Below are 18197 nucleotides of genomic sequence, written 5' to 3'. Positions count from 1 at the left end.
TGAAAGCGCCAAGCCTCTCGCCACGAGCCAAGCAACCGGATCTGCCAATGTCGACCTCTGCTCACGGGGTTACCCTCGCTTCCGTCTACCAGGCGCGCCGCCGCATTGCCGGTCAGGCGGTACGGACCCCGCTGGTCCGCTCCCACGCACTCTCCGAGCGCTTCGACGCCGAGATCCTGCTCAAGCTGGAAACCCTTCAGCCCAGCGGGTCGTTCAAGCTGCGCGGTGCCGCCAACATGATCGCCGCGCTGCTCGAGCGTCACGGCCGTGATGCCCTGGAGGCCGGGGTGGTCACGGCCTCGACCGGCAACCATGGTCGTGCCGTGGCCTATGCCGCATCGAAGCTCGGCATTGCCGCGACGATCTGCCTGTCGCGCCTGGTACCGGCCAACAAGGTGGCCGCCATCGAGGCGCTGGGCGCCGAGGTCAGGCGCGTGGGCAAGAGTCAGGACGAGGCCTTCGGCGAGGTCGAGCGGCTGATACGCGAACGCGGCATGACGCTGATTCCGCCCTTTGACGACCCGCTGATCGCAGCCGGCCAGGGCACCATCGGCCTGGAGCTGATGGAGGATGCGCCGGATCTCGACCGGGTGATCGTCGGTCTCTCCGGCGGTGGGCTGCTGGGGGGCATCGGCGCGGCGGTGAAGACCATCCGCCCCGAGACCCGCATCACCGGCGTCAGCCTCTCCCGCGGCGCGGCCATGTGGCAGAGCCTGCAGGCTGGGCGTCCCGTGGCGGTCGAAGAAGTGGAGAGTCTGGCCGACTCGCTGGGCGGCGGTATCGGCCTCGACAATCGCTGCACGTTCAGCCTGGTGCGCGAGGTAATGGACGAGCACTACCAGGTCTCGGAGGCGGCCATCGCCCAGGCCATGGTCGACATCCTCGAGCACGAGAAGCTGCTGGTGGAAGGGGCCGCTGCGGTGGGGCTGGCGGCGCTTGCGGAGCATGGTATCGAGGTGCGCGGCCAGCGGGTGGCGCTGATCCTGTCGGGCAACGGCGTGGCGCTGGAGACGCTGGATCGGGCGCGCCGAATCGCCGCTGGTCGAGTTTGACGTGCAGTCTTCAAGGAGGAGAGATGAAGCTCTATCAACGTGACGAAATCGAAGCGGTGGTGGGTATCGACGACGCGGCGCTGCGCCAGGTGGAGGCGGGCTTCGCCGCGCTGGGGCGCGGCGAGGTGGTACAGCCGCCGATCCTGTCGATGGCCATGGAGGAGTTCAATAGCGAGGTCGACGTCAAGACGGCCCATATCAAGGGATGGGAACGTTATGCGATCAAGGTCAGCAGCGGCGCCTTCGACAATCCCAAGCGCGGCCTGCCGAGCCTGAGCGGCCTGATGATGCTGTTCTCCGCCGAGACCGGCCGGGTCGAGGCGGTGCTGTTCGACGAAGGCTATCTGACGATGGTGCGCACCGCCCTGGCCGGGGCCATCGCCGCCAAGCATCTGTCCCGCGAGGACAGCCGTCGGGTCGGGGTGATCGGCGCCGGCGAGCAGGCGCGGCGGCAGGTGGAAGCACTGCGCCTGGTGCGCAACGTCGATACCCTGGACGTCTGGGCGCGCCGCCGCGAAGCGGCCGAGGCCTACGCCGAGGAGATGCGCAGCCAGGGCCTCACCGTCACCGTGCGCGATAGCGTGCACACCGCCTGCCAGCAGGCCGACATCATCGTCACCGCCACGCCGTCGCGGGAGCCGCTGTTGAACGCCGGCGACCTGCCCGAGGGCGTGCACGTCACCGCCATGGGCTCGGACAGCCCCGACAAGCGCGAGCTGGACGAATCGGTACTGGCCCGGGCCGACGCCTTCGTCTGCGACAGCCGGGCGCAGAGCGAGCAAAACGGGGAACTCAAGGTCTTTGCCAACGCGGGGCGCGAGCCGCCATTTCAGGTATACGAGCTGGGCCGGGTGATCGAACGGGGGGATCGGCTGCGGAATTCCGAGGCGACCATCACCGTGTGCGATCTCACCGGCACCGGCGTGCAGGACACCGCCATTGCCAACTTCGCCCTCTCTCGGCTGGCGGGGTAAGCGGCAGGGTATCTCCGCGGGCACGCCTTGAGCCCGAACGCAGCCGCCCCCATGCTTGGGGTGACGAAACGCAACGAGGAGCGCAGCGGATGGCAACGGTACTCGCCTTCGATGTCTACGGTACCCTGATCGATACCCATGGCGTGGTCGCTGAACTGGAAGAGCGGCTCGGCAGGAGCGGCAGGGCGGAGCTGGCCGCGGAGTTCTCGCGGCGCTGGCGCGACAAGCAGCTGGAGTACAGCTTCCGCCGCGGCCTGATGGGAGCCTACGTGACCTTCGGCCAGTGCACCCGAGAAGCGCTGGACTTCACCGACCGCGCCCTGCAGACGCAGCTGTCGGACGTCGACAAGGACCACCTGATGTCGGTCTACGGACGTCTGCCGGCCTTTGCCGAGGCCGCCGGTGCATTGAAGCGACTGGCGGCGAGCGGCATGCGCTGCGTAGCCTTTTCCAACGGCACCCTCGAAGCGGTCAGCGGCCTGCTGGAACAGGCCGGAATAGGCGAATGCTTCGAGGCGGTGATCAGCGTCGATGAGGTCAAGCGCTTCAAGCCCGACCCCGCCGTCTACGCCCACCTGCGCAACCGCCTCGACGTCGCTCCCGGCGATACCTGGCTGATCTCGAGCAACCCCTTCGACGTGATCGGCGCGCGCCATGCCGGACTGCATGCCGCCTGGGTGCGGCGCAGCCTCGATGCCCCCTTCGATCCCTGGGGCATCGAGCCGGACCTGACCGTCACCGATCTGGACGCGCTTTCCGACCGCCTGGGCTGAAGGCTTTTCAACAGCCTGAGCTGAAGGCTTGTCGACAGCCTGAGCTGAAGGCTCTTCCTGAGCTGAAGGCTCTTCGACAGCCTGGGCTGAAGGCTCTCGGACCGGCTGGGCTGGGTAAGCACGCTATTCCCGCTGGCGGTACGCCTCGATCAGCCGCTGGCGTTCCTGCTCCTCGTAGAAGCTGGGGTCGTCGAACAGGTCGGGCTGGGAGTCGTCGAAGATCATCTCCAGCGCCAGCGGGCTGGTCTGGGTCATCGGCTCGAAGTGGGCAGGATGGCCGTAGACCAGATCGGAGACGTGGCGACGGCGATACAGGGCATAAGCGCCGAGTACGGCCAGCACCGCGGCGATGTACAAGGGCAGCGCCTGGGGGCCCAGCACGCCCATCAGGGCCCCGGCGACGATGGGCGCCAGGGCGCTGCCCGCCCCCTGGGTCACCAGCATGTCGGCCGAGGCCGAAACCACCTCTTCGGGATGCAGCTGATCGATCAGTTGCGCCACCGCCAGCGGGTAGATGGTGAAGGAGAAACCGCCCCACAGGAAGAACAGGCCCAGCAGGGCGACCTGGTTGGGGGCGAAGGGCATCAGCGCGGCGAGCGCCGCGGCGGCGATCACCACCCAGGTCAGCACCTGAGAGCGGTCGTGCTTGTCGGAGAAGCGGCCGATGGGCAGCTGCAGCAGCGCGCCGCCCAGGATGGTCACGCTCATCAGCGTACCCACGTCGCCGGCGCTCCAGCCCAACTGGCGGGCATAGAGCGGCGCCATGCCCCAGAAGGCGCCCATGGCCAGCCCCGACAGCACCGAGGCCGTGACCGACAGCGGCGCGAAGCCGATCAAAGCCTTGAGGCTGCTCTTGGCGTTTTCAGGCACGGTGGGCTGCTGGCGCCGGGTCATGGTGATCGGCAGCAGCGCCCAGCTGATCAGGATGGCCGTCACGGCAAACAGCAGAAAACCTCCGGGCGTATCCAGGCGCAGGATCTGCTGGGCAGCGGCAATCGCGCCGAGGTTGACCAGCATGTAGGTGGCGAACACGCGGCCGCGCTCGTGGCTGGCCGCCTGGCCGTTGAGCCAGCTCTCGATCACCGTCATCAGGGTGACGAAGGCCAGGCCGTAGAAGAAGCGCAGCACGATCCACACCCAGGGGTCGACGAAGATGATGTGCAGCAGCGCGCCCGAGGCGCACAGCGCGGCACAGAAGGCGAAGGTGCGAATGTGTCCGGCGCGCCGAATCAAGCGGCTGCTGACCCAGGTACCGCAGGTGAAGCCGACGAAGTAGGCCGACATGATCACGCCCACCATGGTCGACGAGAATCCTTCGTCGGTGCCGCGCAGGGTCAGCAGCGTATTGATCAGGCCGTTGCCCAGCAGCAGCAGGGCAACGCTCCAGAGAATCGAACGGACCGGTTGCAGCATGGCCAGCATGCCATCTCTCCTTACTTCCGTGTTGAAGTCGTGAGTGTGTTCCCCTACCTCGCCAGCGGCCGCAGAATGATCACCGCCAGCGGCGGCAGGGTCAGCTCCAGGCTTGCCGGCTGGCCGTGCAGCGACTGCTCGGCGGCCTCGAGGCGGCCCAGGTTGCCCAGGTTCGAACCGCCATAGCACGCCGCGTCGCTGTTGATGATCTCTTCCCAGGCGCCGGCTCGCGGCACCCCGACCCGGTAATCGTGCCGTGGCACAGGGGTCATGTTGGCCACTATCAGCAGCGGTGCTCCCTGGGCATCGCAGCGCAGCCAGGCGAACACGCTGTTGGCGTGGTCGTTGCCGATGACCCAGACGAAACCGGCCGGATCGCAGTCGCCCTGGTGCAGCGCCGGCAGCTCGCGATACAGGCGGTTGAGATCCCCCAGCAGCAGCCTGACGCCGGCGTGGCGCGGCTCGTCGAGCAGCCACCAGTCGAGCTCGCGGTCGTGATCCCATTCACGCCACTGGCCGAACTCGCAGCCCATGAACAGCAGCTTCTTGCCCGGCTGGGTCCACAGTGTGGCGAGGTAGGCGCGTAGGTTGGCGAACTTCTGCCACTCGTCGCCGGGCATCTTGTCGAGCAGCGCGCGCTTGCCGTGAACCACCTCGTCATGGGAGATCGGCAGCACGAAGCGCTCGGAGTAAGCGTAGACCTGAGGAAAGGTCATGTTGTGGTGGCCATGGCAGCGGTATAAGGGATCCTCCACCATGTAGCACAGAGTGTCGTGCATCCAGCCGAGGTTCCACTTGTAGGCGAAGCCGAGCCCGCCCTCGGCCACCGGCCGGGTCACATCGGGCCAGGCGGTCGACTCCTCGGCGATGACGGCGGCGTCGGGAAACTCCTCGGCGACCACGGCATTGAGGTGACGCAGGAAATCGAGTGCCTCGAGGTTCTCGTGCCCGCCATGGCGATTGGGAATCCACTCGCCGTCGCGCCGCGAGTAGTTGCGGTAGATCATCGAGGCCACCGCATCCACGCGCAGGGCGTCGATGTGGTAGTGCCTGAGCCAGTGCAGGGCGGAAGAGAGCATGAAGCCGTGCACCTCGCGCCGGCCTAGGTTGTAGATGTAAGTGTCCCAGTCCTGATGGAAGCCCTCATAGGGGTGCTCGTACTCGTACAGGGCGGTGCCGTCGAAGCGCGCCAGACCGTGGGCGTCGGTGGGAAAGTGGGCCGGCACCCAGTCGAGGATCACGCCTAGCCCCGCCCGGTGGCAGGCGTCGACGAAGTAAGCGAAATCCGCCGGCGAGCCGTGGCGTGCGGTGGGGGCGAACAGCCCCAGCGGCTGATAACCCCAGGAGCCGCCGAAGGGATGCTCCATGATCGGCAGCAGCTCGATGTGGGTGAAGCCCATCTCGCTCACGTAGGGGATCAGCTGCTCGGCCAGCTCCCGCCAGTCGTAGAGCTCGCCCTCGTTGCCGCCGTGCTTGCGCCACGAGGCGGCGTGAACTTCGTAGATGGCGATCGGCCGGTCGGGGGCTAACGTCTCGCCGCGCCGGGCGAGCCAGGCCTCGTCGTGCCATTCGAAGCTCTCGATGTCGGCCACTCTGGAGGCGGTGCCGGGTGGCAGCTCGCTGGCCAGCGCCACCGGATCGGCCTTGTGCACCACCTGCTCCTGGGCATTCACCAGCTCGTACTTGTAGACTTCACCCGGCTGCAGGCGCGGCACGAACAGCTCCCACACGCCGGCCTGGTGGCGCAGGCGCATGGGATGGCGGCGGCCGTCCCAGCCGTTGAAGGCGCCGATCACCGAGACGCGCCGGGCGTTGGGCGCCCACACGGCGAAGCGCACGCCTGCCACGCCGTCGATCTCCATGAGTTGTGCACCCAGGCAGCGGCCGAGATCGCGATGAGTACCCTCGCCGATCAGGTGCAGGTCGATGTCACCGAGCAGGAGACCGAAGCTGTAGGGGTCTTCCGTCTCCTGAACGCCGTCGGACCAGTGAATGCGCAGCCGGTAGGCGAAGGCCTCGTCCAGCGCGATGACGAACAGCCCCGGCATGCCGAGCTCGCTGAGCTGCCCCTCGATACGCTCGCTGTCCCGCCGCAGGACCTCCACCCCTTGGGCGCCGGGCAGGTAGACCCTGAGCGCGTACCCATCTCCCTGGGCATGCATCCCCAGCACCGCGAAAGGGTCGGGATGGCGGCCGTTTGCCAGGGCCTCGGCATCGCTGCGGGGCAGGGCGGCGCTCGCTTGCCGGTCATTCGGCTGCGTTTTCCTCTCCATCAGTTCCGTCATGGGCCCTTCCGTTGGGGGGTGGTCGTGTTCATGGCGTCTGCTCCAGTTCGAGCATGACCAGTGAGCGTCCGAGCATGGCGTACTCCTCGCCGAAGGCGCGCAGGTCGGCATCGGAAGCCGCGCTGCGGCTGGTGTCGAGCCGACACACCCAGCCGTTGCCGCGGGGCACGTCGGGCAGACAGAAGGAGCTTGGTTCAGGGTTGGCGTTGAACAGGATCAGCAGCGAGCGGTCGTCGCCGGCACGACGAATGCCCGAGGGGCGGGCGCGACCGTCGAGCAGCAGGCCGAGGCTGCGTGCCGCCGGGTCCTCCCAGCGCTGCACGTCCATCTCGCTGCCGTCGGGAGCGAGCCAGGTGACCTCCCTGAGCCCCATCTCCTCGTTGTACTCGCCGGAGAGAAAGCGGCCGCGGCGCAGGATCGGGTAGCGCAGGCGCAGGGCGATGAGCCGGCGCAGGTACTCGATCATGTCGTGGGCGTCGCCCTCCAGGTTCCAGTCGAGCCAGCTGATCTCGTTGTCCTGGCAGTAGGCGTTGTTGTTGCCGCGCTGGGTGCGCAGCAGCTCGTCGCCGGCCAGCAGCATCGGCGTGCCCTGGGAGAGCAGCAGCGTGGCGAGGAAGTTGCGGATCTGGCGCAGGCGCAGCGAATGGATCTCCGGGTCATCGGTGGGCCCCTCCTCGCCGTGGTTCCACGACAGGTTGTGGTCGTGGCCGTCGCGGTTCTCCTCGCCGTTGGCCTGGTTGTGCTTGTCGTCGTAGGCGACCAGATCGTGCAGGGTGAAGCCGTCGTGGGCGGTGACGAAGTTGACCGAGGCGAAGGGACGACGCCCACGACGGTCGAACAGGTCCGCCGAGCCCATCAGCCGCGAGGCGAACTCGGCGAGCTGGCCTTCGTCGCCGCGCCAGAAGGCGCGGCTGGTGTCGCGGAAGCGGTCGTTCCACTCCGCCCAGCCGGGCGGGAAGCCGCCGACCTGATAGCCGCCGGGGCCGCAGTCCCAGGGCTCGGCGATCAGCTTGACCTGGCTCAGCACCGGATCCTGGCGGCAGGAGTCGAGAAAGCCGCCGCCCTCGTCGAAGCCGTGGGGCTCGCGGCCGAGGATGGTCGCCAGGTCGAAGCGGAAGCCGTCGACACGCATCTCGGTGGCCCAGTAGCGCAGCGAATCGGTGACCATCTGCAGCACCCGGGGATGGCTCAGGTTGAGCGTGTTGCCGGTGCCGGTGTCGTCGATGTAGTGGCGCGGTTCGTCGGGCAGCAGGCGATAGTAGGAGGCGTTGTCGATGCCCTTGAAGGAGAGGGTCGGGCCGAGATGGTTGCCCTCGGCGGTGTGGTTGTAGACCACGTCGAGGATTACCTCGAGATCGGCGGCGTGGTAACAGGCCACCATCTGCTTGAACTCGTTGATGTTGCACCCGGAGAGATAGCGCGAGTGGGGGGCGAAGAAGCCCAGGGTATTGTAGCCCCAGTAGTTGCGCAGCCCGCGCTCGAGCAGGTGCTGGTCGTCGACGAAGGCGTGGATCGGCAGCAGCTCCACCGACGACACGCCCAGCGAGCGGATGTAGTCGACCACTTCGTTGACCATCAGCCCCGAGAAGGTGCCGCGCAGCGCTTCGGGCACCGCCGGGTGACGCATGGTGTAGCCGCGCACGTGGGTCTCGTAGATCACGGTGCGGTCCCAGGGCTGCTGAACGCCGCGGGAGCGGCCCCAGGTGAAGGCGGGGTCGATCACCCGGCAGCGGGGCATGAAGGGAGCGCTGTCACGGCTATCGAAGCTGAGGTCGCCGTCGGCATGGCCGATGGTGTAGCCGAACAGCGCCTCGTCCCACACCAGCTCGCCCACGAGCTGCTTGGCGTAGGGGTCGAGCAGCAGCTTGTGGGGATTGAAGCGGTGTCCCGCCTCGGGCTCATAGGGGCCGTGGACCCGATAGGCATAGAGCTGGCCCGGGCGGGCGTCGGGCAGGTAGCCGTGCCACACCTCGTCGGTATACTCCGGCAGCTCGATGCGCTCCACCTCCTGGGCGCCGCTCGCGTCGAACAGGCACAGCTCGACCCGGGTGGCGTGGGCGGAAAAGAGAGCGAAATTGACGCCCAGGCCGTCCCAGGTTGCGCCCAGCGGGAACGGCCAGCCCTCGCGCACACGCGAGCGCCGGATCACCCCGGGTTGTTCATCGACCGCCACGGCGGGGTCGATCTTCTGCGGCTCCTGCCTCGTGTTCATCGTCCGTCGTCCTTGATCGCAGTGGGCGGCTTACCCGCTATCGTGCTGCTTGACGCATCACCCGCTTCCTTTCTCTCTTGCTTGCGGGGTCACTTCTTGCGGGTTTTCGAGCGGCTGCCCGCTGCGGCCTTCTTGCCCGCGGGCGAGTCGGCTGCTGCCTTGGGTTTCGCCACCCCGGTCGTCTTGCTTTGCCGCTTGGCCGTCTTGCCCGGCACCTGGGCGGTGTCGCCGGTGTCGGGCTGGGTCAGGCCATCGCTCTCGCGGCGCGGCTTGCGGGTGCGCCTGGCCGTGGCGGATTGCGGCGGTAGCGGCTCCATCGGCCCCGGGCCGGGCTCCGCCGAGGCTTCCGGAGCCTCAGTGCCGCCGCGATTGGCGACCTCCTGGTCCTGGGCACCGGTACTGGTCGCCTCCTCGGCCGGCAACGGGCGGGTCGAGGCCGCGGTGGGTTCGGGCTCGTCCGGGGCCGGGCCGGGGCTAGCGCGATCCTGCACCGGGACGTCCTGGGCCACGTCGCGGTCGTCGCGGTAGGGCAGTTCGTCGAAGTCGGGTTCACCGTCGGGGGGCTCCAGCGGCAGCCGATTCTCATCGATGCCCCTCTCGTCATCCTCCAGCGGCAGGTCGTTCTCGAGAATGGGGGGCTCGTCAACCGGCTCGCCGACCTCCTCGAGCTCGGCGTCCATGCCCGCGGCCTGCTCCGCGGCAACGATCTTCAGTGCCATGTCCCAGTGGCGCTGCTGCTGCCCTTCGGGGCGTCCTTCCGATTCCCAGATTTCGTAGGCCAGGTTCCGTACGCGCTCTTCGTCAGCCATCCTAGCTCTCCCTTTGCCTGTGCGTGTCTCGTAGGTAGACGCCGACGGGAAAATCCCTCAGCAGTTCCCCAGCGGCGACAGTCTCCATCGTTACTGTCAGGGTGGTACCGGTCAGCGCGCTTTGCCAAGCGCCACGTGCCTCTTCGGGCAGGCAGATGCCGCTGTCGCCCCACTGCGCCGGTGGCACCAGGGGGCGGTCGGCGTCCGTCAGCAGCCCCGCAGTCAGCCGTGGCACGACGACCAGCAGCTGTCGGTCGGCGTGGCGGCGCAGGAACGCCACCAGGCGTTCCTCATGCCTGCCGGTGGTGGCCAGCGGTTGGTAGTCGCCGTGAACGAACAGCCCGCGCTGCTCGTGACGCAGCGCCAGCAGACGTGCGATCAGCGTCTGCTTGACGGCGCCGTGGCCCCAGTCGGCCAGCGCCGCCTGAGGGGCGCTGTGTTGATCGAGAGCTGCCAGGCGAGCGGCGTGATCGACCGGGCGGCGATTGTCGGGATCGACCAAGCTGTAGTCCCAGAATTCGCAGCCCTGATAGAGGTCGGGAATGCCGGGCACGGTCAGGCGCAGCGCCGTCTGAACCAGGCCGTTGAGCGCGCCCGGCAGATCGAGCTCGCGGGCCGCCGCCTCGATCTCGCGGCACAGCTCGGGGGTGGCCAGGAGGCCCTGCAGATAATCGCGGCAGGCGCTCTCGTAGGCCTCGTCGGGCCACAGCCAGTGGGTGCGCAGCTTGGCTTCGCGCACCGCCTTCTGCTGCCACTGAGCCAGGCGTTCGGCGAACTCGCGCATGCCGTCGTCGTCGTGACGCGAGAGCGTCGGCGGCCAGGCGCCGAGCAGCAGCTGGTATAGAATCAGCTCATCGCCGGGGCTGGGGGCCGGGCCCGAGGGCAGCACCTGGCGCAACGGGGCGGTCAGCTCGCGCCAGCGTTCGACGCGGGTGGCGAAGGCGGCGGAGTTTTCACTCAGCGCGGCAAGACGCGCCCGCACGTCTTCACCGCGCTTGTGATCGTGGGTGGCGGTGGCGACCAGGCCGTGGGGGAAGTGGCGCGCGCGCCAGGCGTTGGCATCGTGGAACCGGCGCGGCGAGTGGCTGAAATGCTCGCCGTCGAAGCCGACGTCGTTACGCGAGATCAAGGCCGCGCTGCGATAACCGGCGGTGTCCTCCACGGCCTTGGCGGCCACCGGCGAGGTGAGCTGCTGGAAGCGCACGATGGCGCGCTGGCGCAGCCAGCGCTCCTCTGTGTCCTCGGCGTCGGCGGGGGCTTCGCCGCCCAGCCAGCGCTCGAGCCAGGTCAGCACGACGGCATCGGGCGGGCTCAGCGCCGTGCGGGCACCGGCCATGGCCTGATCGAAGAAGCAGGCGTCGAGTTCCGGGCGGCCGCCATCGTCGGCGTAGGTGCGGTAGACCGGGAAATGCACGATCAGCGCCTCGAGCGCCCGACGCAGGGCGGCCAGGGTGACGTCGCGGCTCGCCAGGCGGTGGCGGGCCACGGCGTGCAGAGCACGAACGCAGGCCTCGAATTCGCTGACCAGCAGGGTGTGCAGCACCTCGCGGCGGGCCTGGCGCACCTCGTCCAGAAAGTCGTCGCTGCGCCCGCTGATGCGGCGCCACAGCTCGCGCAGCGGCTGGGACCCGGCGGGGTCGTGCTGCAGGGCCGAGACCTGATTCATCAGCTCGTAGCCGGTAGTGCCGTCGACGCCCCAGTCGCGGTGCAGGGTCTCGTCGGCGGCCAGGATCTTCTCGACGAAGATCGCCACGTGGCGTACCGCGTCCGGCGGGCGTCGCTTCTGGGCCTCGCCCAGGCGGGCCCGCAGACGGCGGCAGTAGCCGCGTGGATCGGCCAGGCCGTCGATATGGTCGATGCGCAACCCGTCGACCCAGCCCTGTTCCACCAGGCGCAGCGGCAGGGCGTGCACCGCTTCGAACACCTCGGGCTGCTCGATGCGCAGCCCGCCGAGTTCGGTGATGTCGAAGAAGCGGCGCCAGTTGATCTCGTCGGTGCCGGTTCGCCACCAGGCCAGGCGATAATGTTGCTGATCCAGCAGGTCGTGCAGGCGAATGGCGCCGCCGCGGGTGCTGCCGTCGAACAAGCCCAGGGCATGGGCCAGCGCTCGCTCGGCGGCCGGGTCCGCCAGTGCCTGACGCAGCTCGCGGCGACACTCGGCCACGGCGGTATAGGCGTCGTCGCGCTGGCGCAGGGCGTCGAAACGCGGTGCCAGGTCCCAGAGTGCAGCGTGCTCGGCCAGGCCCAGGATGTCGCCGTAGCGGCGCGGATCGAGAGGAAAGCGATGCTCGTGATAGGCCACGTGGAAGGCGCTGGTTTCCGGGTCGTGGCGCAGTGAAAGCTCGCCGCCGTGCAGGGCGTCGGCATAGGGCTCGCCGAGGAAAGGCAGCAGCACCTTGCCGTGCAGCAGCGGGTCGGGGGAGTGCCAGTCGATGTCGAAGAAGCCGGCGAAAGGGCTCGCCTGGCCCCACGCTAGTAAATCCTGCCACCAGGGGTTCTGCGAGCCGCCGACCGCCACATGGTTGGGCACGATGTCCAGAATCAGGCCCATGCCGTGGGCGCGCAGGCGCGATACCAGCCGCTCCAGCGCCGCCTCGCCGCCGAGTTCGGGGTCGATGCGGGTAGGGTCGATGCCGTCATAGCCATGGGGCGAGCCGCTGCGGGACATCTGCAGCGGCGAGGCATAGACATGACTGATGCCGAGCCTGGCATAGTAGCCGACCCATTCGGCGGCCTCGTCGAGGGTGAAGCCGCGATGGAATTGCAGGCGCACGGTGGCGCGAATGTCACTCATCGCCATCATCATTCGCAGTCTCCGGTGTCGTGACCGCCTGCGCCGCCTGGCGGCGAGCCATGGCCAACTGCTCCAGCCGATCTCTCACTTCGGTGGAGGCGAACAGGCGTGCGGTGGCATCGGGCAGGCGCCGCCGCCAGTTGGGGTGCTCGTCGAGGGTACCCGGGAGGTTGGCCTGCTCCTCCAGTCCCAGGGCGTCTTCCACCGGCAGCAGCGTGAGCGGCGCCGGGGTCAGCCCCAACTGCTGCGCGCCGGCATCCAGCACCTGCGACACGGGCAGCTCGGTAGCTTCCAGCACGGTAGAGGAAGCCAGTGGATCCAGCAGGCCGAAAGACCGAGCCAGGCGTGCCCGGTCGCTGCGGCGCTCGGCCTGCTCGCCGTCGGCATCACGGCCTTCGCCCAGCAGGCCCAGGCGGTCGCGCCACTCGATGTCGCGCCCCGCCCACCAGCCCGCCAGGGTGGGCAGATCGTGGGTCGTGCTGGTGGCGATGGCGTTTCGCGACCACTGCGCCGGCGGCAGGAAACCGCCATCGTCATCGCGCTCGAACCACAGCACGCGCATGCCGAGAATGCCGTGGCGCGCCAGCCGCTGACGAAAGCCGGGGGGAACGGTGCCCAGGTCCTCGCCGATGACGATGGCGCGGTGACGCCAGGACTCCAGCGCCACCAGCCGCAGCAGATCGTCGAACGGATAGCGTACGTAGCCGCCCGCGGTAGGGGCCTTGCCGTGGGGCACCAGCCACAGGCGCATGAGGCCCATCACGTGGTCGATGCGCAGCCCCCCGGCGTGGGCGAAGCCGGCGCGCAGCATGTCGATGAAGCTGCGAAACCCCGAGCGCACCAGGCCCTGGGGCGAGAAGGGCGCAAGGCCCCAGTCCTGGCCGTGCACGTTGAAGGCGTCCGGCGGGGCGCCGATCGACAGGCCTTCGAGCATCTCCGCCTGGCGGCTCCAGGCCTGGCTGCCCGCTGCATCGGCGCCCACCGCCAGGTCGGCGATCAGTCCCACCGTCATGCCGGCCTCCCGGGCCGAGGCCTGGGCGCGGGCGAGGCCTTCGCTTACCAGCCATTGCAGGAAGGCGTGAAACTCGACGTCGCGGGAGTCCACCTCGGCGAAGCGCGCCACTTCCGGACCGGTCGGGTCGCGTAGTTCCCGGGGCCATTGGCGCCAGTCGAGAATGCCGAGCCGCTGCTGCAGCGCTTCGAAGCGGCAGTGGTGCTCGAGCGTCGAGCCCCCGCGTTGGCGAAAGGCCGCCAGGGCCTGGCGAAGCCTGACTGCCTTCGCATCCTCACGCTGCATCAGGTCCTCGCACAAGGCCCGCAGCCAGGTCAGTTTGGCAATGGCCGCAGCGGGCCAGTCGAGCAGCGGTTCCGCTTCGAGCCGCGGCAGGGCATCGTTCACGCTGCTGATATCCTTGGCGCGCTTGACCGGCTCCTCGCCGAGCAGGGCTTCCGGTGCCGCATGCAGCACGTTGTAGAGCAGCCGGCTGGAGGGGGCGTAGGGGCTGTAGCGCGTCACGTCGGCGCTGAACATGGCGTGGGTCGGGCTGATCGCCACGGCTGCGGCACCGGCCTCGGCGGCATGCCGTACCAGCCGCTCCAGCGCCAGGGTGTCGCCGATGCCGCCGTCGCCGGGCCGACGCAGGGCGTAGAGCTGCGCGGCAAGGCCCCAATGGCGCGGTGTCTCGCTGTCGCAGGCGTCGGCCAGCGTGAAGCAGCGCGGCGGGGCCACGGCCAGGGTCCGCACGCTGTCGCCGATCTGCAGCCGGTGGTAGCCGGGTGTCTCGACGGGAGGCAGTTCGCCCGCTCGCGGGAGCCGCCCCTCGCGACGCTCGCCGTTTTCCAGAACGAGAACGTAGCGAGTGCCTTCAGGGAGGAAGGAAGGCAGCGCCGTGCCCCTGCCCTGCTCGGCGGTGATCAGCGGTGGCCAATGTGCGGGAGAAGCAGGAGGGCGCAACCGTTCCAGGCTGGCGTCGATCTCGCTGGCATTCTCGGCGGGGAAACCCAGGCCCGCCAACAGCTCCCGCCGGGTGGCGTCGTCGAGCCGGTGTGTGCATCCTTTGCTGTCCTGCCACTCGCCGATCAGACCGGCGGCCTCGGTCAGCGCATCCAGGCGTTCCTCGCTCATGCGCAAAGCTCCTCGTCGCCAGGACCAGGGCGCAGCCAGGCGACGGCGCAGCTGGCCGGCAGGCTGCCGCTCTCGGTGGCCACCGCCGCGCCGTCGCGGGTCTCGTAAAGGCGCCGTCCGATGCCGAAGGCGGAGGTGGCCACCGCCTGCTGGCTCAGGTTCACGGAAATGACCAACTGGCTGTCGTCGTTCATTTGCCAGCGGGCCACCACGGCCTTGTCGCCCAGCGGCTCGGCGCCCAGGGCACGGGCGCCGTCGAGCCGCGGCACGATCTCTTCATGGCGAATTGCCAGCAGGTGCCGAACGTAGTCCAGCCGGTCGGCATGGGGTGGCGTCCCCCGGCTGTCGAAGTCGGGGCGCGACGCCGCGAAGGTCGACTCGGCGTTGGGGTCGGGGATGGCTTCCCGCCTGGCCGGGTCCTGGAAGGCGCTGAAGGCGGCGAACTCGGCGCGGCGACCCTCGCGCACGGCCTCGGCCAGCTCGGCACGATGATCGGTGAAGAACAGGAACGGCCGCTCGCTGGCCCACTCCTCGCCCATGAACAGCAGCGGCACCATGGGCGAGAGCAGCAGCAGCGTAGCGGCTTCGAGGGCCTGGGGCTCGGCGAGCCGGGTCAGACGTTCGCCCAGGGCGCGGTTGCCCACCTGGTCGTGATTCTGCAGGAAGGCGACGAAGGCGCTTGGCGGCAGGTGGGCGCTGGGGGTGCCTCGCGGCGTGCCGTCGCGGGTGGGGTCACCTTGATAGACGAAGCCCTCGCTCAGGCAGCGCACCAGCTTCTGCGTCGGTTCGTCGGCAAATTCGCCGTAGTAACCCTCGCGCTCCCCGGTGAGCAGCACGTGCATGACGTTGTGCCAGTCGTCGTTCCACTGGGCGGTGAAGCGGCCCGGCCCGAGCAGCTCGGCGTCGTTGTGCTCATTCTCCAGCACCAGATGCACGTGACGATTGGCGTCGAGGTGGCTGCGCAGCGTCTCGGCCAGCTCGACCAGGAAGTCGCGCTCGCCGATGGCGTGTACCGCATCGAGGCGCAGGCCGTCGAAGCGGTACTCGTCGAGCCACATCAGCGCGTTCTCGATGAAGAAACGCCGCACCATGGGCTGTCGGAAGTCGATGGCCGGCCCCCAGGGGGTATCGCGGTCGTGGCGAAAGAAGGCCTCGGCGTAGCGCGGCAGGTAATTGCCGTCGGGGCCGAAGTGGTTGTACACCACGTCGAGAAACACCATCAGGCCCAGGCCGTGAGCATCGTCGACGAAGGCCTTGAGCGCGTCCGGGTCGCCGTAGGCCTCGTCCACGGCGTAGGGCAGTACGCCGTCGTAGCCCCAGTTGCGCGAGCCGGGAAAGGCCGCCACCGGCATCAGCTCGACTGCAGTGACGCCGAGCTCGGCCAGGTAGGGCAGCTGCCGGCGCGCCGCCTCCAGTCCGCCCAGAGCACCCAGGTGCAGCTCGTAAAGCACCGTCTCGTGCCACGGCCGGCCCAGCCAGTCGGCATGCCGCCAGGCATGCCGAAAAGGATCGACGACCAGGCTCGGCCCGTCGATGCCGCCTGCCTGGGCGCGGGAGGCGGGGTCGGCCACCAGGATGCCCTCGGCGTCGTCGTCGAGATGGATACGATAGCGATAGCGGGTGCCGTGGTCGCACTCGGCCTCGCCGACGAAGCGTCCTTCGCCGGCCTGGATCATGGCGAGCGGCGCCTGCCCTTCCACTTCCAGCTCGACCCGGCGGGCGCTTGGCGCCCAGAGCGCGAAGCGGGTCCATTGCGGGCCCAGTACCTGGGCGCCGAAGCTGTATTCGAATCGAGTGACTGCGTTCATCCGGCTTGTTGCACCTCCACGTCTGCTTCGTTGCAGATGCGCCGATAGAGCTGCGTGTAAGGCGCGATAGACTGACGCCAGTGGTAGCGCCCGGTCATGGCGGCCCGGCGCATGGCGTAGAACAGCTCGGTGGAGTGGTAGACCGAGAAGGCCTGCTGGAGCGCCTGCATGAAGCTGGCCAGATTGGCGCCCTCGAACAGGAACCCGGTCACGCCGTTCTCGATGGTATCGGCCAACCCCCCGGTGCGATGAGCGATGGGCAACGAGCCGAAGCGCTGGGCATACATCTGACTGAGACCGCATGGTTCGAAGCGCGACGGCATCAGCAGGAAGTCGCTGCCGGCGTAGATGCAGCGGGCTTCGTACTCGTCGAAGCCGATGTAGGTTCCCACGGCCCCCGGATAGCGCTCCGCCAGCCGATCCAGCTGTGCCTCCACGCGGCGCTCGCCGCTGCCGATGAAGACCAGTTGACCACCGGCCTGGACGATGCTGGGGGCGGCCTCGATGACCAGGTCGACCCCCTTCTGGTGCACCATGCGCGAGACCATGGCGAACAGCGGGCCGGCGCTGGGCGCCAGGCCGAAGCGGTGGCGCACGTAATCGGCATTGGCGCGCTTGCCGCGCCAGTCGTTGGCCGAGAAGGCCTGCACCAGATGAGCGTCGGTGCGCGGGTCCCAGGAGTCGTCGATACCGTTGGGAATACCGCTGAGCCGCCCTTGCTGCGCCTTGCAGCGTAGCAGCCCATCCAGGCCGCAGCCGAACTCCGGCGTGGTGATCTCCCGCGCATAGGTGGCGCTCACCGTGGTCACGTGGGAGGCGTAGACGATGCCCGCCTTCATGAAGGAGAGCCTGTCGTAATACTCGACCCCTTCGATATGAAAGGCACTTTCGGGAATGCCCAGCGCCGCGCAGCGCGATCTGTCGAAGAGCCCCTGATAGGCCAGGTTATGGATGGTGAAGACACTCGGGACCTTGTGTCCCATCCACGCCAGATAGGCGGGGGCCAGGCCGCACGACCAATCGTTCAGATGCAGCAGTTGGGGCCGCCAGTCGAGCCCGGCCTGGCCGGCAGCGATCTGGGCGGCAGCCAGCGACAGCCTGGCGAAGCGTACGTCGTTGTCTTCCCAGCCGCCGCTGCCGTAGCCCCCGGGGCCGGTGCCATAGGGACCGCCATCGCGCTCGTAGAGCTCGGGGCAGAGCAGTACGTAGATCACCATGCCATCGGCACAGGTCATCTCGCCAAGCTCGCAGGCCGGCAGCCCGGCGTGAGCGGGCAAGCGACCGACGCGACGGATGTTGAGCGCCGAATTGCGAACTTCGCGGTAGGCCGGCATGAGAATGCGAATGTCGTGGTGGGCCGCCAACGCCCGGGGCAGTGCCGAAGAGACGTCACCCAACCCGCCGACCTTGACGAAATCGGCTATTTCCGGGGTGACGAAGAGGATTCGCTGCGACGGGTGTCGTCCTTCGTTTCTGTCCCGAGGCAGGGCTGCGTCGCGTTCGCTCTTGACGTGATCGTCGAGCCTGATCTCCTCGAGGCGTGTGGTGAACGCGCGACTTCGAGGAACCGCTTTCGTATCGGAATCGATACCCTTCAATGCCACATTGCCCATGATGACAACCCTCCCTGTTGTGGCATGGCCAGACAATGTTCATGCAGCCTGTCTACCCGGTTGGAGCCGCATCCGTATCGGCCAACCGGGAAAAACATAGTGCGACGCTGATGTCGTTGCCTAGGTATAGACGATGAAATCTACCTTGGTGAAGTCGATCTCTCACTAACCTATGTAATCCAGGTATTGCCTCGACAGGCATGAAGACGGTGGGGCGGAGCATGGAAGGATACCTGTCGGAACAGCAAGGTTTTTTTGATAACAGGCATGAAATACTTCCTCACCCGTCGACACAATGGAGAGCGACGGTGTGTGCCATATTGAACTCGATGCGATTTG

The 18197-nt window shown here is 68.2% G+C and carries 10 protein-coding genes and 1 pseudogene; 3 read left to right on the top strand and 8 right to left on the bottom strand.

Going from position 1 to position 18197, the window contains the following annotated elements; all coding sequences use genetic code 11:
- Positions 1-47: 47 nt before the first annotated feature.
- The 3 genes from eutB to C4S71_RS10940 all read left to right on the top strand — a co-directional run bounded on the left by eutB (position 48) and on the right by C4S71_RS10940 (position 2799).
- Entirely contained in the window at positions 48-1052 is a 1005-nt protein-coding gene (gene eutB / locus C4S71_RS10950) for a hydroxyectoine utilization dehydratase EutB (RefSeq protein ID WP_103969132.1), read from the top strand.
- A 23-nt stretch (positions 1053-1075) separates the two neighbouring features.
- On the top strand, positions 1076-2026 hold the full coding sequence (locus C4S71_RS10945) for a cyclodeaminase (RefSeq protein ID WP_103969131.1): 951 nt from the start codon (positions 1076-1078) through the stop codon (positions 2024-2026).
- An 89-nt stretch (positions 2027-2115) separates the two neighbouring features.
- The gene (locus tag C4S71_RS10940) at positions 2116-2799 is read left to right on the top strand and encodes a haloacid dehalogenase type II (protein WP_103969130.1); all 684 of its coding nucleotides are present in this window, start codon (positions 2116-2118) and stop codon (positions 2797-2799) included.
- A 123-nt stretch (positions 2800-2922) separates the two neighbouring features.
- On the opposite strand, the pseudogene C4S71_RS10935 reads toward C4S71_RS10940, so the two are convergent.
- From C4S71_RS10935 to glgA, 8 genes and pseudogenes are all read right to left on the bottom strand, one after another.
- Positions 2923-4224 (bottom strand): annotated as a pseudogene (locus tag C4S71_RS10935) (MFS transporter); the annotation flags it as partial.
- Between the two features lie 41 nt (positions 4225-4265).
- Positions 4266-6497 (bottom strand): 1,4-alpha-glucan branching protein GlgB, encoded by a 2232-nt coding sequence (glgB, locus tag C4S71_RS10930; protein ID WP_200825276.1) that lies wholly within the window; start codon positions 6495-6497, stop codon positions 4266-4268.
- 28 nt (positions 6498-6525) lie between these two features.
- Positions 6526-8709 (bottom strand): glycogen debranching protein GlgX, encoded by a 2184-nt coding sequence (gene glgX / locus C4S71_RS10925; RefSeq protein ID WP_200825275.1) that lies wholly within the window; start codon positions 8707-8709, stop codon positions 6526-6528.
- Between the two features lie 89 nt (positions 8710-8798).
- A complete protein-coding gene (locus C4S71_RS10920; protein ID WP_086510074.1) occupies positions 8799-9518 on the bottom strand; it encodes a DUF2934 domain-containing protein in 720 nt (239 codons plus the stop codon).
- Between the two features lies 1 nt (position 9519).
- Complete coding sequence (treY, locus tag C4S71_RS10915) at positions 9520-12312, bottom strand: malto-oligosyltrehalose synthase (RefSeq protein ID WP_103969185.1); 2793 nt, start codon at positions 12310-12312, stop codon at positions 9520-9522.
- Positions 12305-14437, bottom strand: coding sequence for a 4-alpha-glucanotransferase (gene malQ, locus C4S71_RS10910; protein WP_103969128.1), 2133 nt, complete (start codon positions 14435-14437; stop codon positions 12305-12307). The genes treY and malQ overlap by 8 nt, the downstream gene beginning before the upstream one ends.
- On the bottom strand, positions 14434-16245 hold the full coding sequence (treZ, locus tag C4S71_RS10905; protein ID WP_103969127.1) for a malto-oligosyltrehalose trehalohydrolase: 1812 nt from the start codon (positions 16243-16245) through the stop codon (positions 14434-14436). The genes malQ and treZ overlap by 4 nt, the downstream gene beginning before the upstream one ends.
- Positions 16242-17858, bottom strand: coding sequence for a glycogen synthase GlgA (gene glgA, locus C4S71_RS10900; RefSeq protein WP_086510071.1), 1617 nt, complete (start codon positions 17856-17858; stop codon positions 16242-16244). The genes treZ and glgA overlap by 4 nt, the downstream gene beginning before the upstream one ends.
- Positions 17859-18197: the final 339 nt, after the last annotated feature.

Source organism: Billgrantia desiderata, from assembly GCF_900108215.1.
In the GTDB taxonomy this organism is placed as follows: domain Bacteria; phylum Pseudomonadota; class Gammaproteobacteria; order Pseudomonadales; family Halomonadaceae; genus Halomonas; species Halomonas desiderata.
Note: the sequence above shows the minus strand (reverse complement) of the source record. Positions and strands in the feature narration are given on the sequence as shown.

Coding starts and splice junctions, on each gene's coding strand:
- malQ (WP_103969128.1), bottom strand. CDS start 14,437: ATGAGCGAGGAACGCCTGGATGCGCTGACCGAGGCCGCCGGTCTGATC.
- glgX (WP_200825275.1), bottom strand. CDS start 8,709: ATGAACACGAGGCAGGAGCCGCAGAAGATCGACCCCGCCGTGGCGGTC.
- treY (WP_103969185.1), bottom strand. CDS start 12,312: ATGAGTGACATTCGCGCCACCGTGCGCCTGCAATTCCATCGCGGCTTC.
- glgA (WP_086510071.1), bottom strand. CDS start 17,858: ATGGGCAATGTGGCATTGAAGGGTATCGATTCCGATACGAAAGCGGTT.
- eutB (WP_103969132.1), top strand. CDS start 48: ATGTCGACCTCTGCTCACGGGGTTACCCTCGCTTCCGTCTACCAGGCG.
- treZ (WP_103969127.1), bottom strand. CDS start 16,245: ATGAACGCAGTCACTCGATTCGAATACAGCTTCGGCGCCCAGGTACTG.
- C4S71_RS10945 (WP_103969131.1), top strand. CDS start 1,076: ATGAAGCTCTATCAACGTGACGAAATCGAAGCGGTGGTGGGTATCGAC.
- C4S71_RS10940 (WP_103969130.1), top strand. CDS start 2,116: ATGGCAACGGTACTCGCCTTCGATGTCTACGGTACCCTGATCGATACC.
- C4S71_RS10920 (WP_086510074.1), bottom strand. CDS start 9,518: ATGGCTGACGAAGAGCGCGTACGGAACCTGGCCTACGAAATCTGGGAA.
- glgB (WP_200825276.1), bottom strand. CDS start 6,497: ATGACGGAACTGATGGAGAGGAAAACGCAGCCGAATGACCGGCAAGCG.